Origin of the sequence: Aquirufa beregesia, assembly GCF_011090385.1 — a bacterium.
Lineage (GTDB): Bacteria > Bacteroidota > Bacteroidia > Cytophagales > Spirosomataceae > Aquirufa > Aquirufa beregesia.
Window position 1 is genome coordinate 85908 of record NZ_SEWW01000002.1, and the last position, 25214, is coordinate 111121.

Below are 25214 nucleotides of genomic sequence, written 5' to 3' on the forward strand. Positions count from 1 at the left end.
TTTTAAAACTGATAATTATTTAATTAGCAATTTTTAATTCATTTTAAGGCTAATTTAAAACTTTAAATATTGAGTTTGTATTTTTTGATTAGTTCTAATTATCGTTATTTTTTTACATTTTTTGTTTAAAATTTGGGATATTCCCATGTTTTTTCAGGTATTTTTTAAAAAAATGCCAAAATGCTAAGGAAGAGTTCTATAATCCTGCTACATTTCAGCATAATTCATCAATAAATACAATTTATACGCCCACTACTGAACATTTTGGGCGTATATATATTCTCCGAGAATGGATGCCTTCATTGGTCAACTCTCGAGAATTTTAGAAACAAATTTGCCAAAGGCTCAGCTTAGGTACTTGGTTTGTTTTCTCCTGTATGTATGATGAAAACTCAGAAATGAGTACATATTTCAGAATATCAGCGCATTTATATACAATTCAATCATGATGAAAACATCCTTTAGCAGAAGAAATGTCTTAAAGTCTGGACTAGCCGCCATGGGCGGAATAGCACTTGCCCCCCACTTGAGTTTGGGAGCCTTTTCCCATAGCTCTTTCCCTTTAGATTCGGAAAATCGATTGTATTACAGTCCATTAATGCGCGAGTACATGTTGGATGAGCGACCTAATGTGCCAGCTATGATAGCTCGTTTAAATGCCAACGAAAATCCATACGGTCCCCCAGAAAGTGCCCGAAAAGCTGTAGCCGAGTCGGTTTCAGGTGGTAATCGCTATTCTTGGAAGGAATTAGCCACTTTGGTGGATATGTTGGCAAAAAAAGAAGGAGTGACGAAAGAACATATCATGATGGGACCAGGCTCTTCCGATTTATTGGAAAAAGTGGCCATTGTTTTATTTGCTAAAGGGGGAAATATTGTCTCGGCTGATCCCACCTACATGTCGCTCATTCGAGTAGCGGAAGCTGTTGGTGCTACATGGAAAGCCATTCCTTGTAAGTCGGATTGGACCCATGACCTAAAAGCGATGGAGGCCGCCATTGATTCCAACACCAAAATGGTATATATCTGCAATCCCAATAATCCCGTAGGTTCCATTATGGCAGCGAATGAATTGATGGACTTCTGCTCAAGAGTATCGGCTAAAGTTCCTATTTTCATCGATGAAGCTTATTTAGAACTTGCCGAGGGCGACACTGCTAGCATGGTTTCTCTATTGGCACAAAAGAAAAATGTCATCATAGCTAGAACCTTTTCCAAGATCATGGGAATGGCAGGTTTGCGAGTGGGATATGCGGTAGCGCAACCAGAATTTCTTAGTAAAATTGAAAAAATAACTCGTGGAGGAATGGGGATTTGCCATACGTCTGTCTTAGGCGCTATTGCTAGTTTACAAGATAAAGAGTTCCAAGCCATGACGAAGCGTCTTAATACCCAATGTAAAAACTATTTGTATCAAGAACTTAGTTCTCTGGGCTATAGCTACATTCCTTCCTATACCAATTTTGTGATTTTCCCTATTAAAATGGAAGGCAAGACCTTTTTGAGTAAAATGGCCAGCAAAGGTGTAATGGTGCGTTCCTTTGATATTTTAAATAAACCGTATTGTCGCGTCAGCATAGGAACCATGGCTGAAATGGAATATTTCGTCACATCTTTGAAAGAGCTCGCTTAAAATTTTTGTTATGATTGATGCTATTGAAAAGACACTGACGCTCATTTTCCTAATCGGTTTAGGCATAGCCCTACGTAAGAAAATTAAAAACAAATCAGAAATTCAGGGCTTAAAAGAAGTCATCCTCTCCGTAGCACTTCCTGCCACGGTATTCATCGCTTTGATGGGAATCAAGATGAGTTTGAGCTTGCTAATCTATCCTATTATTTTGGTGTGTTTTAACTTCTTTATATTTCTTTCAGCACCCTATTTTTTACCTTTCTTTGGTATAGCCAAAGGTACACCTGCGAGTCGTACCTTAACGATGCTACTTCCTTCATTGGCTCCTGGATTGTCCAGCTTTCCATTTATTTCCGAATTTCTGGGAGGAGAATCCTTGGCTTTGGCGGCCATGGCTGACGTAGGAAATAAGTTCTTTGCCCTTAATTTCTTGTATTACATTTCATTGAAAATGCACATGGCTATTCAGCAAGAAGGGACTATCAGGAATAAAAAAGGCATGAAAGATTTTTTATGGAGTCTGATCAAAGAGCCCATCAATGTGATCATGTTATTGGCCATCGTATTTCTTTCCATGGGTTTTCATATGAGTACTTTACCTTTGGTCATCCAGGAAATCTTCTCCCGAGCCAGTACCTTAATGGGCCCATTGGTATTAATCTATATAGGAATGGCCGTAGAAATAAGAGAAGGAAAAGAGATTAAAATGATACTGTCCATTTTATTTTTCCGAGCGGGCATTAGTCTACTTTTTAGTTTATTGGTCATTTTAGTATGGGGTATCCATGACCCCAACATGATCTTATTATCCGTCGTAGTTCCTTTAAGTGCCTGTAGTTTTTGGCCATTTGCCCATATTTCGGCTATTCACCATAAGGAAGAATTGAATGAAGTTTCTGAAAATCGAAAAACATTTGATGCCAATTTAGCCTTATTGACATTAGCCATTTCGCTTCCATTATCCACCATTTTAGTGATTGGAGTTTTAGCTTCTGGTCAAACTTTTGCAGAAACCAGTAATCTTGGACTACTCTCACTCACATTGATGGGGGCCAGCATTATCCCCAACTTGAAAGCATTCAAAAAAGTGAAAGCTACCTGGAGAAACTTTAAAGAAGCACATTAGACTTAAGCCTTAGGGCATTTTAGCTTGACTATATCCCAGCACCTTATTCCAAACACCTTCATCTACCGGGATGCCCAATTGCATATTTTCGGATCTCGTTTTAAGGGATCTTTCTCCAGGATAATTCACTTCTCCTCCTTCTGTTACTGGCGTCGAATTTCTTAATTGAGATATGGTGTTTTCTAGGGCCTGATCTAAAAAGGCTTGATCATTGATTTTTAAGGGGTCAATCGCAATAAATACTTGAGAACATCCTCCGCAGGCCCCTTTTCCTACCAAATCGATATCAGCTGTGGTTCTGCCTTTGGAAAGAATGGCTGAAAATAAATCCAACATGATAGCCAATCCGGATCCCTTCCAATACCCAGTAGGTAAAATTCTACGTGTGGCTTCAATCGGAGCAGGATCATCTGTGAGTTTTCCTTTCTGATCAAATCCCCCTGGAAATGGGAGCTTCTCACCCTTTAAGCGAGTGGTTTCTAATTTTCCATAGGAATATTGAGACATCGCCATATCAAAAACAACATGACCGCCTTGGCGCGGAATGGCCATGATGAACGGATTATTCCCGATTCCACCCGAAGTGGCACCCCATGCGGGCATGCAGGATTCTGTATTGGTCCAGCAGATGGCCATATAGCCCTTATCAGCAGCTTGCCAGCCATAAGAGCCACCTCTCATCCAGTGAGTGGTATTATTTAAAGCCACCAAACCTAAACCATATTGCTTGGCAATATCCATCGCCCTCTCCATCGCGAATATGGCATTGGTAATACCTATACCCATATTTCCATTGTATATTTCAATGGAGCCAAGATTCACATCCAAACTGGGTTCTGCGTGCACATCCACCCAGCCTTTGGAGACAAAATTCAAAAAACGCTCAACCCGATTTAAACCATGAGAATATACCCCATCCCGACTTGTCTCTGCATGTGTTTTAGCGCAAATTATGGCTTTATCTTCTGGTAAGCCCGCCAGTATAAATGCTTGTTTTATGGTCTCAACCATGTCATCAAATGCAATTCTTTTCATCATAACTAGTTTGTATATTAAAGATATAGAGAGTTATGTAGAAAGAAGACGTAAAAGGATATAATCTCCTCATGGGCAAATGAATTTTCCTGTAATACTCCATATAAAATAGCAATCATAGTGGCTTCGAGGGCCTCAGCCACCATGATTGGAGAGTGAATATACTAGTATTTAGGTGGCTGAGGCTCTCGAAGCCACTATGATTGGAGAGTGAATATACTAGTATTTAGGTGGCTGAGGCTCTCGAATCCACCATGACTGGAGAGGGAATATACTAGTATTTAGGTGGCTGAGGCTCTCGAAGCCACTATGATTGGAGAGTGAATATAATTTTAATTAGGCGGCTGAGGCTCTCGAATCCACTATGATTGGAGAGTGAATATAATTTTAATTAGGCGGCTGAGGCTCTCGAATCCACCATGATTGGAGAGTGAATATAATTTTAATTAGGTGGCTGAGGCTCTCGAAGCCACCGTGATTGGGGTACTATCCTTATTAGACTAAGGATAATTTTATCGCTTAAAACTTGTCTTTCATCGAATTAACTTTCACAACTAAAATATTGGTTTCATATTGAATGAAAATATCCCTATTGATGAAAAAACATGTATTATACGTATTATTAAGCTTTTTAAGTTTAGTAAATCTGCAGGCTCAAAATTCCTTGCATCAGTTGAAAGTGGAATATCAATCCCAACCCATAGGATTGGATGAACAGCATCCCCGATTATCTTGGCAAATGCTGTCCCAAGATAAATCCAGAGGAAATCAACAATATGCCTATCGGATTGTTGTTCGAGATGCTAAAAACCAAGTCACTTGGGATAGTAAAAAAGTAAACTCTCCCCTGTCTTTAGGAATCAATTATGAAGGCTTGGCCTTACAAGCGTCTCAAAAATACCAATGGACCGTTCAGGTTTGGGATCAACAAAATAAAGTAAGTTCGGCATCTTCTTGGTTTGAAACAGGATTATTAAATCCTAGTGCACAAGGATGGAGTGGCGCTGAGTGGATAGGCGAAAATGACTTGCCGCTGTATTCTCATTATTTATCCATGTACAAAATCCAATTTGGTATACAACTGGATGAGGCCTCTAAATCCACGAAAGCATCCTTTGTTTTTGGAGCAAATGACCCTCGATTGCAAAACAGAAATTTGAATATCATGGATGTGGCCAGCGGTCCCAATGCCTCCTACATTCAATTGGAATTGGATATTAACCGTGTGGCGGAGTCAGATTCAGGATTAGCCCAGCTAAATGTATATCGCGTAGGTTACGACAAAAAGGATAGCCCAACTAAGGTTTTTGCTAGTTTTAAAATAGCTAAATCTCTTATTTCTCCCGCAAGCAAATACCAGAAGCATACCATTTTTGCCCAATGTAATTTTGGTGTTTTTGATTTTTATATCGACCAAATAGACCCAGTTCACAAAATAAACGGAGCACCTGCTGGAGCTGCTGCTGCACCCAGAGGAGGAGGCCAATCGGGACTTAATCTGAATCCAGTAGGTAGAGGAAACAACTTCATCAGTTTCCCAATGTTATCTGACATTGGATTTCAGGTCCCAGCCAATCAAAAAGCCTTATTTTCTGGGGTCTTGGTTAAAAACTTCCGATACCCAAGTAATACCTTATTTGATGCAGCTGAAAACCCTAGCCTATTTACGCAAGGGGGTATTCAGTGGGATGGGAAACAATTCCAAATTTCGGCTTCTTCAGAAAATGTATTGGTTTGTGCCAATCCAAGCCGATTTGCCGCTCCTATGTTACGCACGCAATTTGCCAGTGTTCCCAATAAAGCCATCAAACAAGCACGTATTTATTCAACTGCTCGTGGTATTTATGAATTATACCTCAATGGTGAGCGAGTAGGAAAAGACTTTTTTAATCCAGGTTTGACGCAATACAATAAAACACATTTGTACCAAACTTATGATGTGACTAAACTCATTAAATCAGGCGAAAATGCCTGGGGAGCTTGGTTAAGCGAAGGTTGGTGGAGTGGTAATATTACGTTCAGCGGTGATAGCTGGAACTTCTTTGGAGATCGCCAGTCCTTACTAGCTAAACTCGTGATTCAATATACTGATGGTACCGAACAAATCATTACCACGAATCCAGAAAAATGGACTTATAGCAATGATGGCCCAATCCGTTACGGTAGTTTCTTCCAAGGAGAAGTATATGATGCACGTAAAGAAGCCGCTATTGCGGGTTGGTCTACCACTTCATTCCAAGCGAAAGGTTGGAAGCCTGCTGCAAAAATTTCTCTAGAAGGATCGGCCTATGTAGGAGATGTACCAAATGCTTTGAATTACAAAGATATGAAGCTGGTTGGTCAATTGGATGATGCCGTTCAAGTGAGAAAAGTGATGCAAGCGAAGTCCATGCATGAGCCAAGAAAAGGCGTGTATGTGTATGATATGGGGCAAAATATGGTGGGTTTTCCTAAAATATTCATTCCTAATGGAAAAGCGGGTCAAACCATTACCTTACGTTTTGCCGAAGTACTGTATCCTGATTTACCTGAATATGCTTCGCAAAAAGGGATGATCATGTTGGAAAACATCCGTGCGGCATTGGCACAAGATGTCTATATCTTAAAGGGTGGAGATGAATACATACAACCACGATTTACTTTCCATGGTTATCGTTATTTAGAAATTACGGGATTGGATCAAGCGCCTGCTTTAAGTCAAGTGGCAGGTTTGGTGCTTTCTTCCATTCAGGACATAGGTTCCTACTATGAAAGTTCTGATCCTTTGGTGAATAAATTGTGGAATAACATCACGTGGTCCATGAGAGGAAATTTCCTTTCTATTCCAACGGATACTCCTGCTAGAAACGAAAGAATGGGCTGGAGTGGGGATATCAATGTCTTCTCCAAAACAGCAACGTACATGGCTCAAGTGAATAATTTCATGCGCCGTCATCTATTGGCGATGCGTGATGTGCAACGTGCCGACGGTCGTTTTACTGATGTAGCCCCGATGGGTGGAGGATTTGGAGGAACACTTTGGGGAAGTGCGGGTATCATCATTCCTTGGGAAACGTATCAACAATACGGAGATAAGAATATGTTGATGGAGCATTACGATGCCATGAAACGCTATGTGGCATTTTTGGAAACGAAAATGGATCCAGCCAATGGTATTGTTAATGAAGGACCACTAGGAGATTGGTTGAGCCCAGAAAACAACAAAAATGATAATACCCTTTTCTGGATGACTTACCAGGCATATAACCTAAAAATCATGTCGCAAGTGGCAGGTATTTTAGGAAATAAGTCGGACGAAAGCGCCTACCTTGCCCAATACGAAAGCAAGAAGAAATTAATCAATGCCATTTACATCGACCCAAATACACACAGAACGGTGAAATCGGGAGTAAGAGCAGCACGCATGGGCCCTCCGGGAGCGGCACCTGCAGCACCTGCCACGCCTCCCGTTTCCGACAAGGGACAATTGATGGATACGCAGGCATCTTATGCCATTCCTTTGGCATTGGGCGTGATTGATGAAACCAATAAACCCTTCATCTTGAAGCATTTGGTGGAAACGGTACAACGATCTAACAAAGACGATGAAGGAGTGGCGCGCCCTCCTTATTCCCTAATGACTGGATTTATTGGAACGGCCTCCATTGCCGATGCGCTTTCCAATAATCAGCAGCATGATGTGGCCTATGCTTTATTAACGCAGAGAACTTATCCTTCTTGGTTGTATTCGGTAGCGAATGGCGCCACGACCATTTGGGAAAGATTAAATTCTTATACCATTGAAAATGGTTTTGGAGGAAATAATAGCATGAACTCCTTCAATCACTATTCTTTTGGGGCCATTGCGGCATGGATGTACCAAACTTCCTTGGGAATTCAACGCGATGTAGCTTCGCCAGGATTTAAGCACTTCCAATTGCAACCGACACCGGATGTATCGGGTAAAATCAATTTTGCCAAAGGCTATGTGGAAACCATGTATGGCAAAGTAACAAGTGAGTGGAAAAATGAAGGGAATGTAATGAGCTATCAATTCACAGTTCCTGCCAATACTTCGGCACATTTGAAACTTCCGGCTAGTTCGGCCAAGGTGACAGAAGGTGGTCAAGATGTAACAAAATCCAAAGGAATTTCAGGGATTAAGCAAGAAGGAAATTTCTTAGAAATGGAATTAAACTCAGGATCCTATGAGTTCAAAGTCAGTCCGCTTAACTAGAATACCCCGCCATTAATCAACTAAGGGCGATTCGTAAGGATCGCCTTTTTTTGGTGGAAAAGGATGAGAGGAAAGGATAAAATCAAAATGATTGATAAATTCACGGCAGATATACATCAAGATATGACACAAATTCAAGTTTCCGCCAACATTCAAGCTTCCGTACAGCAAGTGTGGGATTGTTGGACCAAAGTCGAACATGTGAAGCATTGGAACTTCGCTAGCGACGATTGGCATTGTCCTGAGGCTCAAAATACCTTAGAAATAGGGAAAGAGTTTCATTATATAATGGCTGCCAAAGATGGTTCATTCAGCTTTGATTTTTGGGGCACGTTTAGCCAAATAGAACCCTTGAAAAACCTAGAAATTACCCTAGGAGATGGGCGCCGAGTGAGTGTCCAGTTTATTTCAGAGGGAGACAGCACCATAGTTAAAGAGTCCTTTGATCCTGAAAATGAAAATCCAGAAGAAATGCAAAAAATGGGTTGGCAAATGATTTTGGATAATTTCAAAAAGTACGTGGAGCAGTTAGCCGCATAAAATAAGAAAGGCAACCAATGAGGTTGCCTTTTCTGTTTGTCTATCGATTTGACTAGAACAATTTCTCTTGTGGAGGTTTAGCTCCTGCCAAACGGATATACACAGTCGTTTGACCACGGTGATGTGCTTGATGCTCCAGGCATTTAGCCAAAGCAGCGTCCTTGGTCATGTCGAATCTTCCGAACATTTTAACCGATTCCGTCATTTGAGCAGCCGTCATTTTTTTGACAGAACTGATGACAAAATCATAGCCATCCATAACCAATTGGGTTACATTGGCTTTTGATTTGTCGGTCGACTTTTCCGAAGCACCCATAGCAATGGGACTTTTCTCACCGGATGCAGCCGAAGCAAAGCCATAATTGGCATCGGTTAAGTGTAGCATTTGTTCTGCAAAAGAACGCATTTCAGGAGTGGGTTTTAGGGCATAGCCAGATTCTGGCATAGCATCTAGATACTCTTTGGTATAAGCCTTAGATCTTTCCCAATCTTTGACCATAGCATCAACAGACGATTGAGCCACAGCCATTTGGCATAGGCCTAATACAAATAAGAGTGACAAGAATAAACGAGAACGTTTCATGATTTTTTTAGGTTGGTTGAATCGTCAATATTCCAATAAAGAAGTCAAATTTCAAAGGAATTGGGGGAATATTGTTTTTTACTTACAAGCTGCTTGGAAGGGTACAAGTCAAAACCTTTTTCAGAGGTTCGTGCTTTTTATCTGTCGTTGTTTAGGTTAATGAACAGGGGGATTTTATTCCCTTTCAACTATTTATTATGGCCCCCAATGTCTCACGTTTTATCTTCATGTACCATAATTGAAATATATGGTACACATTATTTCTATCCCTTCTTGAGTAAATTATAAAGTTTGGTATTGATGAAAATGACTTCTTTACCCTTTTGTTTCTATACTATAAATTACATATTCAGCGATTCCATTTGGCAACTTTTCGTCAAACCAATGCCAAATATCAAAACGGGAAGTTCCTTTTTCCCAACAATAGAAACCAAATTCTATTTCATCAATATCGTTTATAGGTATATCTCCAAACTCTTCCCACATTTTTTCTAGTTCAGCTATTTCCATGGTGAAAGTCGTTTTCAATCATTTGTAAAAACTTCATTAATTCTTCTTTGCTTAGGAAGACTTCATTTCTTTCCAAACCAATACTTCTTTTCTGTCTTTGTTTAAGTCAAAGAACATTGGAATTTGATGTCTAATTCGTTAATAAATTCGAAGTCATTTATCCATCTAATTCCCATGCTGTCACAAACATTAGGTATTTTTATCTTATTTGAGTTTAGGGCAGTCACCTTTTCTTCTTTGGTAACAACAGTTGCATTTTCGTGCAAAGCATGTGCAATCACCCAAGGGTCAGCTAATGAACGAGCTTTTGTATTATCAACTAATTGGGAATAATCTTCTAAAATTTTTCTAATATGTATTGTAACGGGTTCGTTTATTTTTTGGATTGGAATTTTACTCCCTTTCAGCCATTTTGAGAGGTCGTCCTCAGTTCTAATGATTTCTTCATATACCAATTCGGGAATAAAAATCTTTCCATTTTTGCCAAGTTCATTTAAGACTTTCCAATAATCAGGGCAAAATTTTGGATTGTAGTATTTTTGCCAAGCTTGGATTAACACATTGGCATCCAAACAATATTTGTTTGCCATTGTGCTCATCTAAATAATTGTGATTCGAGTTTTGAAAATTTATTTACTTGAACATTTAACAGATTACTAGCCATGGTAGGCTCGATATATCCGCCACGAAATGCATCTAAAACTGTTTGTGTAAATAATCTACTGTTTCTATTTAGTTGTAGCAAAAAATAGTTTGGTCCGCTTGGTTTATCATTTTCCTTTTGTTTAGCTTTTTTTTCTGCTTCTCTTTTCAAATACTCCGCATAATCAATATCAGCCTGCTTTTTTAATTTCTGATATGCTGGTGTTGAAATGATATTTAGATTTAAAGCACGAACCAAGAGAGCAAATGAACTTACACCTAATTGCTTGGCAACTTTAAAAACATCTTTAGAGGTTTGAAATGATTTTGAATCAAAACTCAGAACAATTTCTTTTGGTATTAAGGCATTAGCTGCAACTTCATTGCAGAACAACTCTATTGGATGAAATTTGTCTTTGAGTTTTAAGTCAGGTTCAACTTCATTGGAAATACCTGTTTCTGCTATCCAAATGTGTGCTAACTCATGGACAAGTGTAAACAGTTGTGGGGCATTCCAGTCGTCTGAATTTACGAAAACAAATGGAGCAAGTGGGTCAGCGATTGCAAAACCTTGTAATTCTTCCAAATCTAATTTGAGTCGGGAATGAATAAAACTGGTCCTTGAAACGAAAATGCCCATTTTTTCTGCGGCATCAATCCATTCTTTAATTGGGTTATCAGTCTTATAGGAAGCGGGATTTATTTTTAATGTGTCAAGAATGTCTTTTGCTACAGTTTGTGGATTATCATTTATTGAAAACCGACCAACAAAAACTAATTTCTCTTCTTGGTTTTCTGAATATACATCACTAATCCATGCTTGCTTTTGTTGGATTTCTCTGATAATAAAAATGGAAGAAGTTGTCAGTGATTTTGAGCCCGATTTCCTAAAGTCTTGAAGTGGATGGAAGTCACGAGGAGCTTCGGGTAAAAAGAATAGAGCAAAAGGTCTTTTATATGTTTTAGCAAGTGTTTGTGCTTGTCTGATAGTTGGTTGACTTATTCCCGCTTCCCACTCCTTCAGCCTATCAACGGGCACAGAAACTTTAGCAGCAGCAATTTCTTCGGTCATTTTTGCCGATTCTCTTGCCCATTTCAGAACATTGGGTGTTATGTATGCTTTGTCTGCCATATAGCTGTCAAAATTACAAACTTTAAGATCGATTTTGTCAAAATACAAATGTTTTGTTGGAGCTTTCGTTTTTTAGCTTGGCAAAGGAGCCATTTTTTTTAAGTCTTCAATTAATGCGACATTTTCTGTTACTAAATCAGCCAGTTCTTTTTTAAATTTTTAATTTGATCTTGTAGCATGGTTTTCTATTGTTTTTAACTGATTAAGGCTTGGCGAAGTTGGCGATTCTCACCACAAATGTTGATGCAGAGAACAAAATTTTGGTTAACCATAAATGTTTAGACTTTGGTAGAGGCATTTTTCTATAATACACATTCAAATATTCCAATAACTTTTAATTCACTTAACTCATCAGGTTCAATTATGATGTCATCATATTCTGAATCATACGAAAGAGGTTTTAAAATAATAGCCTCATGACCCCATTGGTCATCATTTATTGTCTTTTTACTTCTATACTCTTTAATGGTATAGCGAGAGCCAAAGTCAGGGTCTTGAATATTAGTATGTTCTACTAAAACTATTTGTCCATTTCGTGAACCACCTGAATACTTTCTAAATAAGCAAATAGAACCGTTAGGAATAACCTTGTTCATCGATTCTCCAATTACGGTGCAAGCAAATAAATCCGGAGATGGTTTATATCTTGGTGGAATTTCGACCCAGTCGCAATCTGATACAGTTTGTAATTCACTAAAATTTCCAGCCGCTACTTTTAAATCATAAATTGGAACGGAATTGATATAAGGTAATACTTCAATTTTTGGAATTTTTAAAGCAGGTTTCTCTAGCTTAAACTTCGTAATATGTTTTGAGAGATACTCTCTCAAATTTTTATCGCATACATATACATAAGTACCTTTTATGCCTCTTAGCATTACTGTTTTGTAAATATTTATTATAAAGGCTTTTAAGTCTTTTATATCAGAAATACCAACACTACCATTTCTATCAAAATAATTTTCTTTTATGATAACAATCTCATCCTTTTCCTTGTCATAAGTAATTTCATTTCCGAAAATTACTCCTGCATAATTTAGATCGTAGGCTTGTGTTGTGTGAATACACCCTACTTCATTAATTGCATTTGGGGAATTGATCCAATCGTCTGCAACTCTATTCCATTGTAATTCTTCCCCTTCAATTTTAATGTCGTATAAGGATTTGTCATTTTTAGAAATCCATGGCCATGAAAATCCTGCAATTAAACGAGATAGCCCGTTCTCTGATTCCCTTAGTTTTATTTGTGATACTAAATCTGCAATGGAGTCGAAAAGAATAAACTCATATTCTTTAGAATTAAACATTTCAGACTGAGGAGACATAGAACAATTCAGAATATTATCAATATATCGGACATAATCATTACCTCCTTTTACTCGAAATTGGGATTTTAGCGATTCAACTTTTGTATCCTTTTTAACCTTCAATAAATCGAAATCCTCCTTTTTTACATCGGAGGGTTTTATAGATTGATTTTCATCATAGAATAATATGGATTTACTAGATTGTAAAAGAATCCAATCAAGTTCACTGCAGGTATATCTATCAAGATTTAACTTTTCACAAACGACATCAAATGCTCCGAAATATGCACCCAAATTAACACGCCTTCTTAGACGATGAGATTCATCAACAACAACAATGTCATATTTTTCTTTTGCAATTTCTGCAGGCCCAATAACCATATTTGAGTTTAAACCTTTGATATTTTTAAATACCTTTTTAAGAGTATTTCGAAATGACGACATTGGCACTACTAATGCCATTTTAGGACTGGGATATTTGTTTTTTAAATTTTTGATTAGGTCTATAAATTCGGTCTCATCTTCACCAAATTCTTTGAAATTAAAATCCTCATTGTTGGTGTTTAGTAGTTTGAATAAAAATATTGCTAGTATAGTTTTACCTGTCCCTGCTCCGCCTTCAACTATGAAATCCCTATACTCATCTTTCAAAAGATTATTTAATATGACTAACAATCCACTTCTTTGCTCAGAAGTTAAAGTTTTGTATGGAGAGTATTTAAATAAGTCAGAGTTGTCAATGTAATCAATGGAATGTTTTGAAACTCCTTCGGCTCTTAATTTATCCCATATAGATTTAAAAATATCCCAATAAACTTCTTTCTTTTGATAATAATTATGATTTGCTAAGCCAACATTTCCATTGATTAACTTATATTGACCATCGCCTGAAATATATTTAATAAGGTTAGATTCAATATCAAGAGTTGCTGACTTATTGAATTTTTCGCTAGAGATTAAATGAACAGAGGAAAGTTTATTTTTTGCATTACTTTTCAGGTGGCTGTTCATTCGAGCATATGTATCAGTTGTCTCACCAACATAAGCTTCTTTTATTGCCCCATCACTAAGTATATAAACAATTGGCCAAAGATCTTTAGCATAATGAAGATCTTGAAACTCATTGAATAAGTTTGAATTGAAATCATATCGCTTTACTTCAAATACATTATTCAAACTCATAACTCGGTATATTTTTTAGCTGTACCTTTTGCTTTATCTACTGGATATTTTTCTCCATTTGTTTTGATTTTGTCGAATACAATTTCCTTAACATCTAACCCATATTTTTCAGCAAGTAAAAAGGCGAATGAAAAAATATCAGCAAGTTCCTCTTTTACTTTATCAGTATTTGCATCCTCTGCTTTCTTCCAAAGAAATAATTCTAAAAGTTCAGACGATTCTATGCTTATTGCCAAGGCTAAATCTTTTGGATTATGAAATTGCTCCCAATCTCTTTCATTTCTGAATTTCAAAAGTGCTTGTATTATTTCTTCGCTTTCTTTCATTACATATTTAGTTTATGTATTGTCAAGGTAATTTTATATTCGCTATTTCCGCAACAAAAGTTTGACAAATTATACAATGGTTAATGTTGGTAGTTGAAATAGATTCGTACTGTAGTATTTTCTGAAGATAGAAAATTGAAAGGATAAATCGAAGTTCCTTGTTTAGTTTAAATTCAGTACGTGTCTTTGGGAAACTGAACAGTTTTATGAGTTTTGCGTATGAAAAAAAATGAATTATAAATCCCGACACTGATACAATACCCACTTAAACTCATATAGACAAATTGAAAATTTTATTTTTCTAAGGCTTATGTATTGTTGATACCTAATTCAATATTTCTTAGTTAAACAAAACAATTTTTTGTCTAAGTCCATTACCCACATGAAATGGTAGGAGCCCTATTTGTTGCAACCGTCCTTTGATCACCCCTGCTGGTGTTCGGAATTTATGCGCAAAGGCTTGGATCATTTCTTCGCTTAATGGAGCAGCATCTAGGATTTGTTGCCATGCATGTTCTGGCAATAAAAGTTTGGCAGCAAAGGTATTGGCTTCTTGTTCTTTCTCTTGGTCTATTTCAGTTCCTTCTACATTCTCTAAGAAAATATCCTTTTTGCCATGCAAAATAATGTGTGCTGCTTCATGGAAAAAAGTAAACCAAAAATGGTCGTCGGTTTTAAACCTACCTGCAATTTGAATAATCGGTTTGTTGTGAAACCAGCGTGTTGCTCCACTAATTGGGGCTTTTGGTAAGTTTTGCGTAAATACCAGCGCCACGCCGCAAGAAGCACACATGTTTTGCAATGATTGGGTAAAATTTTCAGGCATCAAAAAAGCCAGTTCTCTCATTTCTGTCAATGCGTCTTTGAATTTCTTTTTATCAAACTCGGCTATTTTAATTTCCTTGGCTTGTAATTCACCTTGACGTAACCAGGCTGAAATAGCGTGAGGACTTTGGGTGTGTGCCAATGAAATTTTAAAAGCAACAGATACCTGCTCATCTACATAAATCCGCTTCCATTCGTCAGCTGATGCGACACTAAAAAACTTCAAGAGTTTGTCAACCAATATATGCTTCTCTTTTGTGTTGGGTAACCATCCCAATTTTCGCATTTCATGGATTGGAAATGCATCCAGCCAGTCTTTTTCTTTTTCTAGTTCTTCTCGTTGTTGTAATTCGTAGAGTTCTTGGCGGTAGGTCTTTTCTCTGTTAAGCCAAAAACTAGCTGGTATATCCAGCACTTTTTCCAATTGAAAGGCCGTGGCAGTAGAAATAGGTTCTCTTCCTTTAATGACATCATTGATTTTTTCCTTAGGTCTGCCCATTCTTTCAGCAAGCTCGGCTTGGCTCATGCCCATAAAGTCAATATGCTCCTGAATGGTATCACCAGGAGGGGAGAGTAGTGATTTGGCTATTTCGAGTGCTGTTGCCATGTTGATTCTTTTCTTGTTCTTTGTTTTAGTGGTAGTCTTCAATGTCAATAATCCGAATTCGGGTGACATTTCCCCAGTCTAATCCTCCATCAGCTTTTTGGGGTATGGGTTCATGATTTGGCTCAAAAATCAATCGGTAATTAGTAGAAACATTCACAGCTAATTCTCCCTTTCGGTCTCCTGTCAGCTCATGGCATCTAGCCGCTGGCAGGGCTCGCATCACCGCTAAATTTTCTGCAGCTGCTAGGTCTTTAAGTCTTTGGTTTAATTGGCGGGCCAAGTGCCCAAAGGATTTGGCCATCTCTTTGGGATCGGTTAATTGCTTTTCAAGTTTCCTGCTTTTGTAAAGTATTTCCACTACAAATATAAATAGTATTAACGAAAAGGGTTAATAAAAACAATCATAATTTTTAAATTAATTGAAAAAGCGGGTCCGTAAAAAGGTAGCTTACCCATTATGTTCTTTCATATTTAAACCTCTAATGCTAATCAAACTATCCTACATCCTCAAGCATAGCTATTCATTTCCTGACCCCATCATATCTATTTTCCTCCCGAAACCCTTACATTTGACAAAATCCAATCCAATGAAAAAGCTTCTGTTCATGGTGGGTATATCCATCCTAGGATTATTGCTGGGATTTGCCTCTTGGCAAAATAGGATGCGTGTGGATTGGCCAGCCTATCATGGGGGCAATAACCGCAATCATTTTTCTCCTTTAAAACAGATTAATACTTCCAATGTAAGTCAATTATCCCTAGCCTGGGATTACGATGCGGGTGGGGCGGATACCCTCACCAATGGCACCCAAATGCAATGCAATCCCATCATCATCAACGGGATTTTATACGGTGTTTCTGCCAATACCCAGGCTTTTGCGCTGGATGCTAAATCAGGGGTGGAACTTTGGAAGACCAATATCAAGATTAAAACGAACAGTACCACTAGTCGAGGACTAAGCTATTGGTCCAACGGCAAAAAATCGCGAATCTTTTTTGGTTATGGGTCCTATTTATTTGCTTTAGATGCCAAAACGGGCAAAGTCATACCGACCTTTGGTCAGGATGGCAAAGTCAATTTATTGCCTGGCATTCAGCGGGAAGGTTCGGATGAATATGTCTCCCTCAATACGCCTGTGACCATTTTTAAGAACATTCTGATTGTAGGAACTAGGGTTTCCGAATCCGCTACAGCTCTGTTGGGTGATATCCGAGGCTATGATGCCATTTCTGGAAAATTACTCTGGACCTTTCAGACCATTCCTAGACCGGGGCAATTCGGATATGCGACTTGGGAGAAATACAATTATAAAAATCTAGGTGGCGCTAATAGCTGGATGGGGATGGCTTTGGATGAAAAACGAGGAATTGTCTATGCGCCTACTGGCTCAGCGGCTTTTGATTTTTATGGGGGAAATAGAAAGGGCGACAATCTTTTTGCTAATTGCCTGTTGGCATTGGACGCTACCACTGGAAAGAGGCTTTGGCATTTTCAGACGGTTCACCACGACATTTGGGATCGGGATATTCCTGCGCCTCCTAATTTGTTTTCCTTGACTATTCGGGGAGAGAAGAAGGATGTCGTTTCTGTCTTAAGCAAGCAAGGCTTTATGTTTGTGTTTGATCGGGTCACAGGTAAGCCCATTTTCCCCATCGTAGAAACTCCTTTTCCTGCTTCTGATGTACCTGGTGAATTAGCATCTAAAACCCAGCCTATCCCCACTTGGCCTGAGCCATTTACTCGACAAAGTTTTTTCGAAAAGGACATTAATCCAAGCTTGTCTAATCCTGAGGAAATCAAAAAGGAATTCGCCTTGTCAAAAGCTGGGCATGCCTATATACCTGTAGGGAAGGAAAGAACCATCTTTTTCCCGGGAACTGATGGGGGTGCACAATGGGGTGGAGCAGCGGTAGACGAACATCAAGTGATGTACATTCCTGCCAAAGAAAATCCGGTATACACGTCTTTGATCCCCAATACCAAAAGCCTAAAAATGACCACGGCCAGTGTTCTTTATGAGCAACATTGCATGAGCTGTCATGGGCAAAATAAACAAGGGAATGAAGACGGGTCGATACCTTCTTTGTTGCAGGTAAAGAAGAAATATAACTTACAGAGTTTTGTGCAATTATTAAATCAAGGGCGCGGAAGAATGCCTTCCTTGCAGCATATCAGTCAAGAACAAAAAGAAGCGATTTGGGCTTTTCTTCAAGGAGAAAATATAGCCGTAAAAGGCACCAGTCATTTGTCCATTTCCGATTATTTGATGACGGGCTATAATCGGTGGTTTGATTCAAATGGATATCCGGTCAGTCGGCCGCCTTGGGGCACGTTGACCGCTATCAATATGCATTCGGGAAAAAGATTGTGGCAAGTGCCTTTGGGAGAATATCCAGAATTAATGGCTAAAGGAATACTAAGAACGGGGACCGATAATTATGGTGGACCTGCGGTTACGGCAGGTGGATTGGTGTTTATTGCGGCTACCAAAGATGAATATATTAGGGCCTTTGATCGGGCGACAGGGGAAGAGTTATGGCGTTATCAATTACCAGCGGCGGGTTATGCTTCGCCCTCTGTGTATGCGGTAGATGGCAAGCAATACGTGGTCATCGCTTGTGGTGGAGGCAAGTTGAAAACAAAATCGGGCGATCACTACCTTGCTTTTTCATTAAATTAAGTTTCATGCAAATTCAAGAAATTCCGATCCAACAAGTATTAGTGATTCGTCAGGAAGTCATGTGGCCAGATAAAGACCTGGATTTTGTCAAGGTCTCAGGCGATGATGCTGCAATTCATTTAGGGTTAGTCGATGCAGGTCAATTGAAGTCGGTTATTTCGATTTTTAAGGAGCATCAAAGTATCCAATTCAGGAAATTTGCCACGCTTGTATCGGATCAAGGGAAAGGCTATGGCTCTATTTTATTGAACCATGTTTTTGAACAATTTAGTCAATCGGATATAAAACAGATTTGGTGTCATGCGCGCGTTCCCAAGGCCCAATTTTATGAGAAATTTGGGATGAAAAAAGCGGGGGAAACTTTCCTGAAAAATGGAATCGAATATGTGAAAATGGAGAAAAGAATATCCTAAATTTCCCCTGATTTTATCTTTTCTTTTTGATTTGATTTTCAAATAAAAATACCCCGTTTTTGTTCGAAATAATGATGTCTGGTTTTTTGTCTTTATTGACATCCAGCACCGTAATATTTAATCCCGCTCCCGAGTCTTGATCGATCAAATATTCTTTCCATATTGGGTCTCTATATTGTTGATTAAACTCTACATAGAAAAGTAGAGCGGGGTCGCTATCCCCTGCATCTCGCCCATGATGCGCTAAAAAACGCTTACCCGTAATGTATTCTTTTCTACCATCTCCGTTTAAATCGGCCATGATCGATGCATGGGTTTGAGCCGTACGCGTACTCATCAAATGAGTTTTAAAGCTAATCTTTCCTTGATTCAAAATTTGCTCATGCCACCAAAGCCCCAAAGCATGAGCCGATGCGCTGACGACATCGTTTCTACCATCCCCATTGACGTCCATCACTTGCATGTGAGAACAAGCTTCTCCTAGATTCGTCGGATGAAAAGTCCAATCTCCTGATTTGACATCTTTTTTGCCCTCAAACCAGCCTTCTCTGATGACTACATCGGCCAAGCCATCCATGTTGATATCTCCCATGCCGATACCGTGCGAGAAACTTTCTGTGCCAGGGACTTTTTCTTGACTTAAAGCATGCCTTTGCCATAAGGTATCCCCTTTTTGGGTAGGTGCTTGAAGCCAAACAATTTGTTTTTTGTCTTTATCTCCACATAAAATATCCAACCGTCCATCTTGATCTACATCAATAAATCCGGGAGACTCATTGCTGATACCCATTCCTTGGGCGATGATGTGTTTTGTCCAACGTTCGCTTTTATTTTTGGGATTTTCAAACCAAAATCCAGCTTTACCAGGGAAATCAACGATGACTACATCCTTCCAGCCGTCTAAATTGACATCCAAACAAAGGTTTAGAAAGGATTCCGAATACTCTTTTCTTGGATCAAAGGTTCTGGACGGTGCCATTTCATGTTTGACCCAATGTGGAGCTTCAAACCAGTAATATCCCGCAATAATGTCTATTTTTCCATCTTTATTTAAGTCGCCAGCCGCCACTCCTTCCGAGATAAAATCACCCGTTATTTTCGTTTTCTTAAAGTCGGATGGGGGCTGCGACTTTAATGCCAGCATGAAAAATAATAGCAGCAATTCAATGCCTAAAATGGGGATAAATTTTTTCATCGTTGGGTTATTTTTGACTCAATACTTTATCCAATAACATACTCACTTCATGGTTCTCATGGGAATGTCCTAATTTGGATTGTAATTCCTTCAAGGAGGCAATGGCCTCTTCCGATTTCAAGGCAGCTACTCGCTGAATGGTGTAGGTTAAAAACTTGGGCATTTTAGCTTTTACACCTAATTGAAGAGCGCGCTTTACATCCAAAGTCGCTAAAGGTTCGGCAGCATACCAAAGCATCAAAGGTAAATTATGGTCTGCTTGATCTTCTGTTTTCTGTACTAAAACATCCAACACATTCCAACGCTGCGCAGGATCCAATCGCAATAAGGCTGAAACTAAATACAGCCGAACTAGTGCCGACTTATCCGTGCGAGCCATGGACTCAAATTGACCTAAAATATCAGCGGAAACTTGCTTCTTTTCTGCGACCAATTGTATCGCCCAGCTTCGGATATTTTCGTCTGGATTCGTTAATAATTGGGCCACCTCTTTTTCTGTCAAACCTTTTGTCACATGTAAAGTCCATAAGGCTCTCAATTTTCTGGTCACATCTGGGTTTTTATCGATGATGTTTTTCAAAGCTGCGTGAACTTGGGGATTTGGCCCTCTTTCTTGTAAAATAGTTCTCGCTTGTCGGACATACCATTCATTGGCATGAAGCTGGTAATTCACTAAATCCATGTCGGACGCTTTATGTAAATCCACTTGTACCCATTTGTCGTTTTCATGGGTGATTTTAAAAATTCTCCCCATCGTTTTATCATGGACGTCGGGGTTAGAACTATGGCATTGATTTTTATCGTACCAATCGATGGCAAAAACAGAACCACTTGGGTCATATTTGAAGTTGAGCCATTGCGACCAAGCATCATTCATGACAATGAAGTCCTTTTTATGTGAGGCACTATAGCCCGAACCTTGCCTATTGAGTTGATCCACGTTTAATCGAGAGCCATTGATATTATTCATGAAGATATTATTTCGGAATTCTTTAGGCCAAGAATTTCCTCCCAAATAAATCATGGCACCTGCATGTGCATGACCTCCCCCAGCAGATGCAGAGCGAAAATTACCTGCATGTGGGCCTCTGTTTCCAACATAATGCCGATGGTCAGCAATGGTTTTGATGTCTTCGTAGGTATATGGATTAAAATGTTTTCCGGCTTGTCGCTCATATCGTGCCCCTTGGATGATATGGAACATATGCGGAATCACACAAACCGTAATGAAAGGATGTCCATACTCATTGAAGTCGATTCCCCAAGGATTACTCGTTCCTTCTGCAAATACCTCAAACTGATGACTGATGGGATGGAATCTCCAAACACCTGCATTGATTTTAGTACGTTCCTGATCGGAGGCGCCTGGTTTCCCTACATTGGAATGGGTAAACACCCCATGATTCCCATATAACCAACCATCGGGGCCCCAACGTAAGCTATTGAGCACTTCATGGGTATCATGTACGCCCCAGCCATCCAATAGTTTTTGGATGGGTCCAGTGGGTTTATCCGTTTGGAAATCAGTTGGGATGAATAATAGGTAAGGAGCCGCTCCTAACCAAACGCCCCCCATGCCTACTTCAATCCCGCTGACTAAATTTAGGCCTTCCATGAAGACTTTTCTTTTATCCAAGGTTCCGTTTCCATCCGTATCTTCAAAAATCAGAATGCGGTCTTTACCTTGTCCTTCCGGGGCAGGAACGGGATAGGTATGGCCTTCTACCACCCATAGTCTTCCTTTGGCATCAATCGTAAAACTGATGGGACGAACAATGTCAGGCTCTGCCGCAGCTAAATTAATTTTGAAGCCTTTGGGCAAAGTCATGGCCTCGGCCGCCTTTAAACCTGAAAGTCCAGCATTCAGAACAGGATCTAAAGGAGGTAGCACAATGATGTCCTTTTGATGCAATTCATTGGGGTAATTAGGCCGAAGGGCATGGAACTGAAAGTTGTCAAAATTGATGTGAGCTAGTTTATCATGTGCCACGTAAGGAATGGGCGTGATACCCGTTTCATTGTCGATGATGCGGATGAAGATTTCTTGTTGCAAATAGGGTTTAACGTTTGCCACAACAGGTTGTAAAGTAGCTCGCCCTTGCCCTGTGGAGCGGAAAATGACTTTTTTGCTTTTGGCTAATACCAATTCTACACGAGTATCTTGCAATGCTCCTCCTGAAACCCAAAAACTAGCAAATGGCTGTGTGATTTTAAAGGGTACAGAGGTTAAAGTACCTGTAAATGCATAGTTTTTTGTGCCACCACTGGAGATGAAATGGCTTCCCTCAGGACCAATTTTCATGGTCTTATCATGTACGGGTGAAGGATCTTGGTCAAAAATAGGATTGGCAAAGGCATCTCCTTCCGCTTTCCAATCGGCTAGGGTTCCTGATTCAAAATTCAAGTTCAATGTTTTTCCGTTTTTGGACGGGCGAATACCTTTGACTAATTCATTGCCAATGGCACCTTCCACCACTTCAAATTTTCCCACCATGCCGGCTGCACGGTGACCTGGGATGGAGCAGAAATAGGTGTCGTTTGATTGAGCAATAAAAACGATGCTTGTGCTAGAACCTTTATCTAAAATAGTAGCACTCTTGATCCCCAGTTTTTCCATGGAAACATCATGCGTCATTTGCTCCCCATTGACAATCGTAATGCGTACTTTTTTGCCTTTATTGGCTTTTAATGTCGGATTTCGCGTACCATCTTTTGAAAAATAACCTAACATGGTCGCTTCTAAGGTGTAGTCAAAGTCGACTTTACTACTATCAGTTTGAGCAAGCATTTTGCTGCTTGCTATGGCAGGATTACTTAGAAAAAGACATAGGATTAAACCGAGTAAATAGGTAGAAGGCTTCATCATAGAGGTAGAGAGATTGTTTTAAGGTAATTCTTGAATGCGTATATCTTTTACGGCGACTTGTGCCTTTCCTCCTCCATGGATTTGTATTCCAATGAAGCCAGATTGAGGAATGGAGGCATCCGTTTCTGTATAATCCACACTCATGTGACCATTGATGTATAATCGAATTTGATGATTGATGGCTTTGATTTCATAGTCATTCCAATCATTGATTTTGATCCAAGTTAGTACCTCTTGATCATTGGGTTTTACTAAGGTTTTATTCCTTCTGGATTCATCATATAAACTAGCCCAATAATCTTTTCCAAAATCCGCTTGGTATCCGATCATCTCGTAAGCTGGGTCTTTTAAACGCTGACTACGAAATTGAACTCCGGAATTAATAAAACCTTGGTCACCTGTCAGCTTGATTTTGAGTTTAAGGATAAAATTGGAATAGATTTTTTTCGTGCACAAGAAGTTATTGTGAGGAACGGTGGTTTCTAGTGAACCTCCCATCAGCATGCCGTTTTCAATACGCCAGGTATGAAGGGTATCTCCTTCCCAGCCATGGAACGTTTTTCCATCAAATAATGCGATGGTCTTAGGACCTTGTGCGAAACAAAGTGGAATACAGACGAAAGATAGGAATCCTATCCAGATCAATGATTTCATGGAGGGAAAGGAATCATATTAATCCTTAGACTTTTATGTGAGTCAGGATGCGTAGATTCATTTTTTAGGTTTAGCTTAATTCGAATCTCAATATAAGAGAAAAAATCATAGCTTAAACCTAAACAAGCCCAAGAATGTGCTATTTTTTATTGAAACCGTGCAAATTTGATTTTATAGAATGTGAACCACTACTCTACGATATCCCGTGAGGGATGGAGTTCCATTGTCTTTTCCTTCAATAATCACATGGTAAGTCTCACCATGTTTAGCGGTATCAGGAATTTTGACTAGCGCTTTGTTTCCAGATACTTGAATGTCTGCTGCACCACTTCCAGCTTCTTTATAAGGCCAAGCAATAAGGGCAACATCGTTTTTATCAGGATCAAGAGCAAACAGGTTTAAGGTGATTTTTTGTCCCGCTTTGGCATATACTTTCATTCCTTCTCTCACGGTAATTTGCGGAGCATGGTTTGCGTCTTTAAAGTCCTTAATGCACCAGTTGGCCCGAGCGGCGAAATCTTGTTGAAGTGCTATGAGCCAACGCGTTTGAGCATAATTAATATCCAATTTTCCTAATTCAGGATTGAAATCAGCAGCCTCTTCATTGTCCTCGTATCGATATGGATTATCTTTTGCTTGCGCAAAACGGCCACCCCAACCGCCATAAGTGGGGTTATGTAAATTATTTAAGCCAACCTCTACCAAATGTAAAAATGCAGGGGAATCGCCTTCGGAAATAAAATCATAAGGAACAAAATTACCCCATTGAGCATTTTTCAGTTTGTTTGGATCTCCGTGAATGTGCTCATCATCTCCCGCTTGTTTTTGACCATCGCCATAAGCATAATACATCTTCAATAAGGGTCCGTGATTTAAGATGATGTTCTTTGACATATAGGGTCCTTCAAAATAAGGCTGAGCTGCTTTGGGCATGATTCTTTTCCATGGGTAGGCAAAACTTCCAAACTGATGGGCATTGTAAAATACTCGAATTTTTGGCCAATGTAGACCGATATACTTTTTATAGGTGGCATCTTGGTCCATGACCGTATAGATGATGGCTTTTTTAGCTACTTTTTCTTGAATGATGGGCCAATCTTTTTGTTTGGAATAGGCTTCTTCAATGGATTTTAATGCCCTAGCAATGGTGTTTGTTCCTCCCCACGCTTGCAAAAAAATAGCTTCAGGGTCATTGTCTAGTAATTTTTCTTTAATCCATTCGGACCCAGGGGTGATTTTATCCATTTCCCCCTCAAAGTCAATGTTCCCGACTTTCACTAAACTATGTAAATATGCTGGAATGGGATAGTTTTTGGAGTGCTGACTTAGTTTGGGATAAACTTCGCCATAGGCATTCAATAAATCCTGAATCCAGTTGACACCCGGCCAGCGAAGGTCGGTTTTGGCTCCATACATTTTCTTGGTCATCTCCATTTCGGAAGTAAACAAAGTACCTTTTCCATCACCTTTATAGTGCCACATGGAGCTGGAGTAAACCAAACCTTCTAGGTGAAATTCATTGGAATACAATAGCATCCGAATGAAAGTATCCACATCATCAATTTCCCCATCTGTCGTGACAATGGTCCTTGGTAGATTTTCTTTGGCAAATATGGGCGTGAATAGTCCCAAGCAGAGCATAAAAAAGAAGGTTTTTCTCATTTTATGAAAGGAGTATTTGAATTTAATGGACGTGTTTTGGCTTTATTTACAAATGCTAATGATCAAATATAATCCACTT

Annotated in this window: 19 protein-coding genes; 6 read left to right on the top strand and 13 right to left on the bottom strand. The window is 39.3% G+C overall.

Going from position 1 to position 25214, the window contains the following annotated elements; translation table 11 throughout:
• Positions 1 to 445 precede the first annotated feature (445 nt).
• Together EWU23_RS04280 and EWU23_RS04285 are read left to right on the top strand one after the other, a co-directional pair.
• Positions 446 to 1633 (top strand): pyridoxal phosphate-dependent aminotransferase, encoded by a 1188-nt coding sequence (locus EWU23_RS04280; RefSeq protein WP_317164290.1) that lies wholly within the window; start codon positions 446 to 448, stop codon positions 1631 to 1633.
• A 10-nt stretch (positions 1634 to 1643) separates the two neighbouring features.
• A complete protein-coding gene (locus tag EWU23_RS04285) occupies positions 1644 to 2759 on the top strand; it encodes an AEC family transporter (RefSeq protein WP_166229212.1) in 1116 nt (371 codons plus the stop codon).
• A 9-nt stretch (positions 2760 to 2768) separates the two neighbouring features.
• Here EWU23_RS04285 and yiaK read toward each other — a convergent pair whose 3' ends face one another.
• Positions 2769 to 3797: a 3-dehydro-L-gulonate 2-dehydrogenase gene (gene yiaK / locus EWU23_RS04290; RefSeq protein ID WP_205753078.1), complete on the bottom strand. Its 1029-nt coding sequence runs from the start codon at positions 3795 to 3797 to the stop codon at positions 2769 to 2771.
• Positions 3798 to 4389: 592 nt separating this feature from the next.
• Here yiaK and EWU23_RS04295 point away from each other — a divergent pair.
• Both EWU23_RS04295 and EWU23_RS04300 read left to right on the top strand, forming a co-directional pair.
• The gene (locus EWU23_RS04295) at positions 4390 to 8010 is read left to right on the top strand and encodes a family 78 glycoside hydrolase catalytic domain (protein ID WP_166229214.1); all 3621 of its coding nucleotides are present in this window, start codon (positions 4390 to 4392) and stop codon (positions 8008 to 8010) included.
• 87 nt (positions 8011 to 8097) lie between these two features.
• Positions 8098 to 8550: an SRPBCC domain-containing protein gene (locus EWU23_RS04300; protein WP_235942147.1), complete on the top strand. Its 453-nt coding sequence runs from the start codon at positions 8098 to 8100 to the stop codon at positions 8548 to 8550.
• Between the two features lie 52 nt (positions 8551 to 8602).
• Here EWU23_RS04300 and EWU23_RS04305 read toward each other — a convergent pair whose 3' ends face one another.
• The 8 genes from EWU23_RS04305 to EWU23_RS04340 all read right to left on the bottom strand — a co-directional run bounded on the left by EWU23_RS04305 (position 8603) and on the right by EWU23_RS04340 (position 16022).
• On the bottom strand, positions 8603 to 9133 hold the full coding sequence (locus EWU23_RS04305; protein WP_166229216.1) for a DinB family protein: 531 nt from the start codon (positions 9131 to 9133) through the stop codon (positions 8603 to 8605).
• Between the two features lie 315 nt (positions 9134 to 9448).
• Positions 9449 to 9643: a hypothetical protein gene (locus tag EWU23_RS04310; protein ID WP_166229051.1), complete on the bottom strand. Its 195-nt coding sequence runs from the start codon at positions 9641 to 9643 to the stop codon at positions 9449 to 9451.
• Between the two features lie 101 nt (positions 9644 to 9744).
• Entirely contained in the window at positions 9745 to 10233 is a 489-nt protein-coding gene (locus tag EWU23_RS04315; RefSeq protein ID WP_205753079.1) for a DUF4411 family protein, read from the bottom strand.
• Between the two features lie 5 nt (positions 10234 to 10238).
• Complete coding sequence (locus EWU23_RS04320) at positions 10239 to 11417, bottom strand: XRE family transcriptional regulator (RefSeq protein ID WP_166229220.1); 1179 nt, start codon at positions 11415 to 11417, stop codon at positions 10239 to 10241.
• Positions 11418 to 11719: 302 nt separating this feature from the next.
• On the bottom strand, positions 11720 to 13906 hold the full coding sequence (locus EWU23_RS04325; RefSeq protein ID WP_166229222.1) for a DNA/RNA helicase domain-containing protein: 2187 nt from the start codon (positions 13904 to 13906) through the stop codon (positions 11720 to 11722).
• Positions 13903 to 14232, bottom strand: a complete 330-nt coding sequence (locus tag EWU23_RS04330) for a nucleotide pyrophosphohydrolase (RefSeq protein WP_166229224.1) — start codon at positions 14230 to 14232, stop codon at positions 13903 to 13905. The genes EWU23_RS04325 and EWU23_RS04330 overlap by 4 nt, the downstream gene beginning before the upstream one ends.
• Before the next feature lie 340 nt (positions 14233 to 14572).
• Positions 14573 to 15664, bottom strand: coding sequence for an ImmA/IrrE family metallo-endopeptidase (locus tag EWU23_RS04335; protein ID WP_166229226.1), 1092 nt, complete (start codon positions 15662 to 15664; stop codon positions 14573 to 14575).
• Positions 15665 to 15689: 25 nt separating this feature from the next.
• Complete coding sequence (locus EWU23_RS04340) at positions 15690 to 16022, bottom strand: type II toxin-antitoxin system RelE/ParE family toxin (protein WP_166229228.1); 333 nt, start codon at positions 16020 to 16022, stop codon at positions 15690 to 15692.
• Between the two features lie 229 nt (positions 16023 to 16251).
• On the opposite strand from EWU23_RS04340, the gene EWU23_RS04345 reads away from it, so the two are divergent.
• Positions 16252 to 18345, top strand: a complete 2094-nt coding sequence (locus EWU23_RS04345) for an outer membrane protein assembly factor BamB family protein (RefSeq protein ID WP_166229230.1) — start codon at positions 16252 to 16254, stop codon at positions 18343 to 18345.
• Positions 18346 to 18350: 5 nt separating this feature from the next.
• Complete coding sequence (locus EWU23_RS04350) at positions 18351 to 18758, top strand: GNAT family N-acetyltransferase (RefSeq protein WP_166229232.1); 408 nt, start codon at positions 18351 to 18353, stop codon at positions 18756 to 18758.
• Between the two features lie 13 nt (positions 18759 to 18771).
• Here the strand turns inward: EWU23_RS04350 and EWU23_RS04355 are convergent, their stop codons facing one another.
• From EWU23_RS04355 to EWU23_RS04370, 4 genes are all read right to left on the bottom strand, one after another.
• Complete coding sequence (locus EWU23_RS04355; protein ID WP_166229234.1) at positions 18772 to 19953, bottom strand: FG-GAP repeat domain-containing protein; 1182 nt, start codon at positions 19951 to 19953, stop codon at positions 18772 to 18774.
• A gap of 7 nt (positions 19954 to 19960) precedes the next feature.
• On the bottom strand, positions 19961 to 22816 hold the full coding sequence (locus EWU23_RS04360) for a PVC-type heme-binding CxxCH protein (protein WP_449500860.1): 2856 nt from the start codon (positions 22814 to 22816) through the stop codon (positions 19961 to 19963).
• Positions 22817 to 22837: 21 nt separating this feature from the next.
• The gene (locus EWU23_RS04365) at positions 22838 to 23473 is read right to left on the bottom strand and encodes a 3-keto-disaccharide hydrolase (RefSeq protein ID WP_166229238.1); all 636 of its coding nucleotides are present in this window, start codon (positions 23471 to 23473) and stop codon (positions 22838 to 22840) included.
• Between the two features lie 171 nt (positions 23474 to 23644).
• Positions 23645 to 25135, bottom strand: coding sequence for a nucleoside hydrolase-like domain-containing protein (locus tag EWU23_RS04370; protein ID WP_166229240.1), 1491 nt, complete (start codon positions 25133 to 25135; stop codon positions 23645 to 23647).
• Positions 25136 to 25214 lie beyond the last annotated feature (79 nt).

What these genes read in the sequence shown, in the direction of transcription:
- EWU23_RS04280 (WP_317164290.1), top strand. Translation starts at nt 446, where the DNA reads ATGATGAAAACATCCTTTAGCAGAAGAAATGTCTTAAAGTCTGGACTA.
- EWU23_RS04285 (WP_166229212.1), top strand. Translation starts at nt 1,644, where the DNA reads ATGATTGATGCTATTGAAAAGACACTGACGCTCATTTTCCTAATCGGT.
- yiaK (WP_205753078.1), bottom strand. Translation starts at nt 3,797, where the DNA reads ATGATGAAAAGAATTGCATTTGATGACATGGTTGAGACCATAAAACAA.
- EWU23_RS04295 (WP_166229214.1), top strand. Translation starts at nt 4,390, where the DNA reads ATGAAAAAACATGTATTATACGTATTATTAAGCTTTTTAAGTTTAGTA.
- EWU23_RS04300 (WP_235942147.1), top strand. Translation starts at nt 8,098, where the DNA reads ATGATTGATAAATTCACGGCAGATATACATCAAGATATGACACAAATT.
- EWU23_RS04305 (WP_166229216.1), bottom strand. Translation starts at nt 9,133, where the DNA reads ATGAAACGTTCTCGTTTATTCTTGTCACTCTTATTTGTATTAGGCCTA.
- EWU23_RS04310 (WP_166229051.1), bottom strand. Translation starts at nt 9,643, where the DNA reads ATGGAAATAGCTGAACTAGAAAAAATGTGGGAAGAGTTTGGAGATATA.
- EWU23_RS04315 (WP_205753079.1), bottom strand. Translation starts at nt 10,233, where the DNA reads ATGGCAAACAAATATTGTTTGGATGCCAATGTGTTAATCCAAGCTTGG.
- EWU23_RS04320 (WP_166229220.1), bottom strand. Translation starts at nt 11,417, where the DNA reads ATGGCAGACAAAGCATACATAACACCCAATGTTCTGAAATGGGCAAGA.
- EWU23_RS04325 (WP_166229222.1), bottom strand. Translation starts at nt 13,906, where the DNA reads ATGAGTTTGAATAATGTATTTGAAGTAAAGCGATATGATTTCAATTCA.
- EWU23_RS04330 (WP_166229224.1), bottom strand. Translation starts at nt 14,232, where the DNA reads ATGAAAGAAAGCGAAGAAATAATACAAGCACTTTTGAAATTCAGAAAT.
- EWU23_RS04335 (WP_166229226.1), bottom strand. Translation starts at nt 15,664, where the DNA reads ATGGCAACAGCACTCGAAATAGCCAAATCACTACTCTCCCCTCCTGGT.
- EWU23_RS04345 (WP_166229230.1), top strand. Translation starts at nt 16,252, where the DNA reads ATGAAAAAGCTTCTGTTCATGGTGGGTATATCCATCCTAGGATTATTG.
- EWU23_RS04350 (WP_166229232.1), top strand. Translation starts at nt 18,351, where the DNA reads ATGCAAATTCAAGAAATTCCGATCCAACAAGTATTAGTGATTCGTCAG.
- EWU23_RS04355 (WP_166229234.1), bottom strand. Translation starts at nt 19,953, where the DNA reads ATGAAAAAATTTATCCCCATTTTAGGCATTGAATTGCTGCTATTATTT.
- EWU23_RS04360 (WP_449500860.1), bottom strand. Translation starts at nt 22,816, where the DNA reads ATGAAGCCTTCTACCTATTTACTCGGTTTAATCCTATGTCTTTTTCTA.
- EWU23_RS04365 (WP_166229238.1), bottom strand. Translation starts at nt 23,473, where the DNA reads ATGAAATCATTGATCTGGATAGGATTCCTATCTTTCGTCTGTATTCCA.
- EWU23_RS04370 (WP_166229240.1), bottom strand. Translation starts at nt 25,135, where the DNA reads ATGAGAAAAACCTTCTTTTTTATGCTCTGCTTGGGACTATTCACGCCC.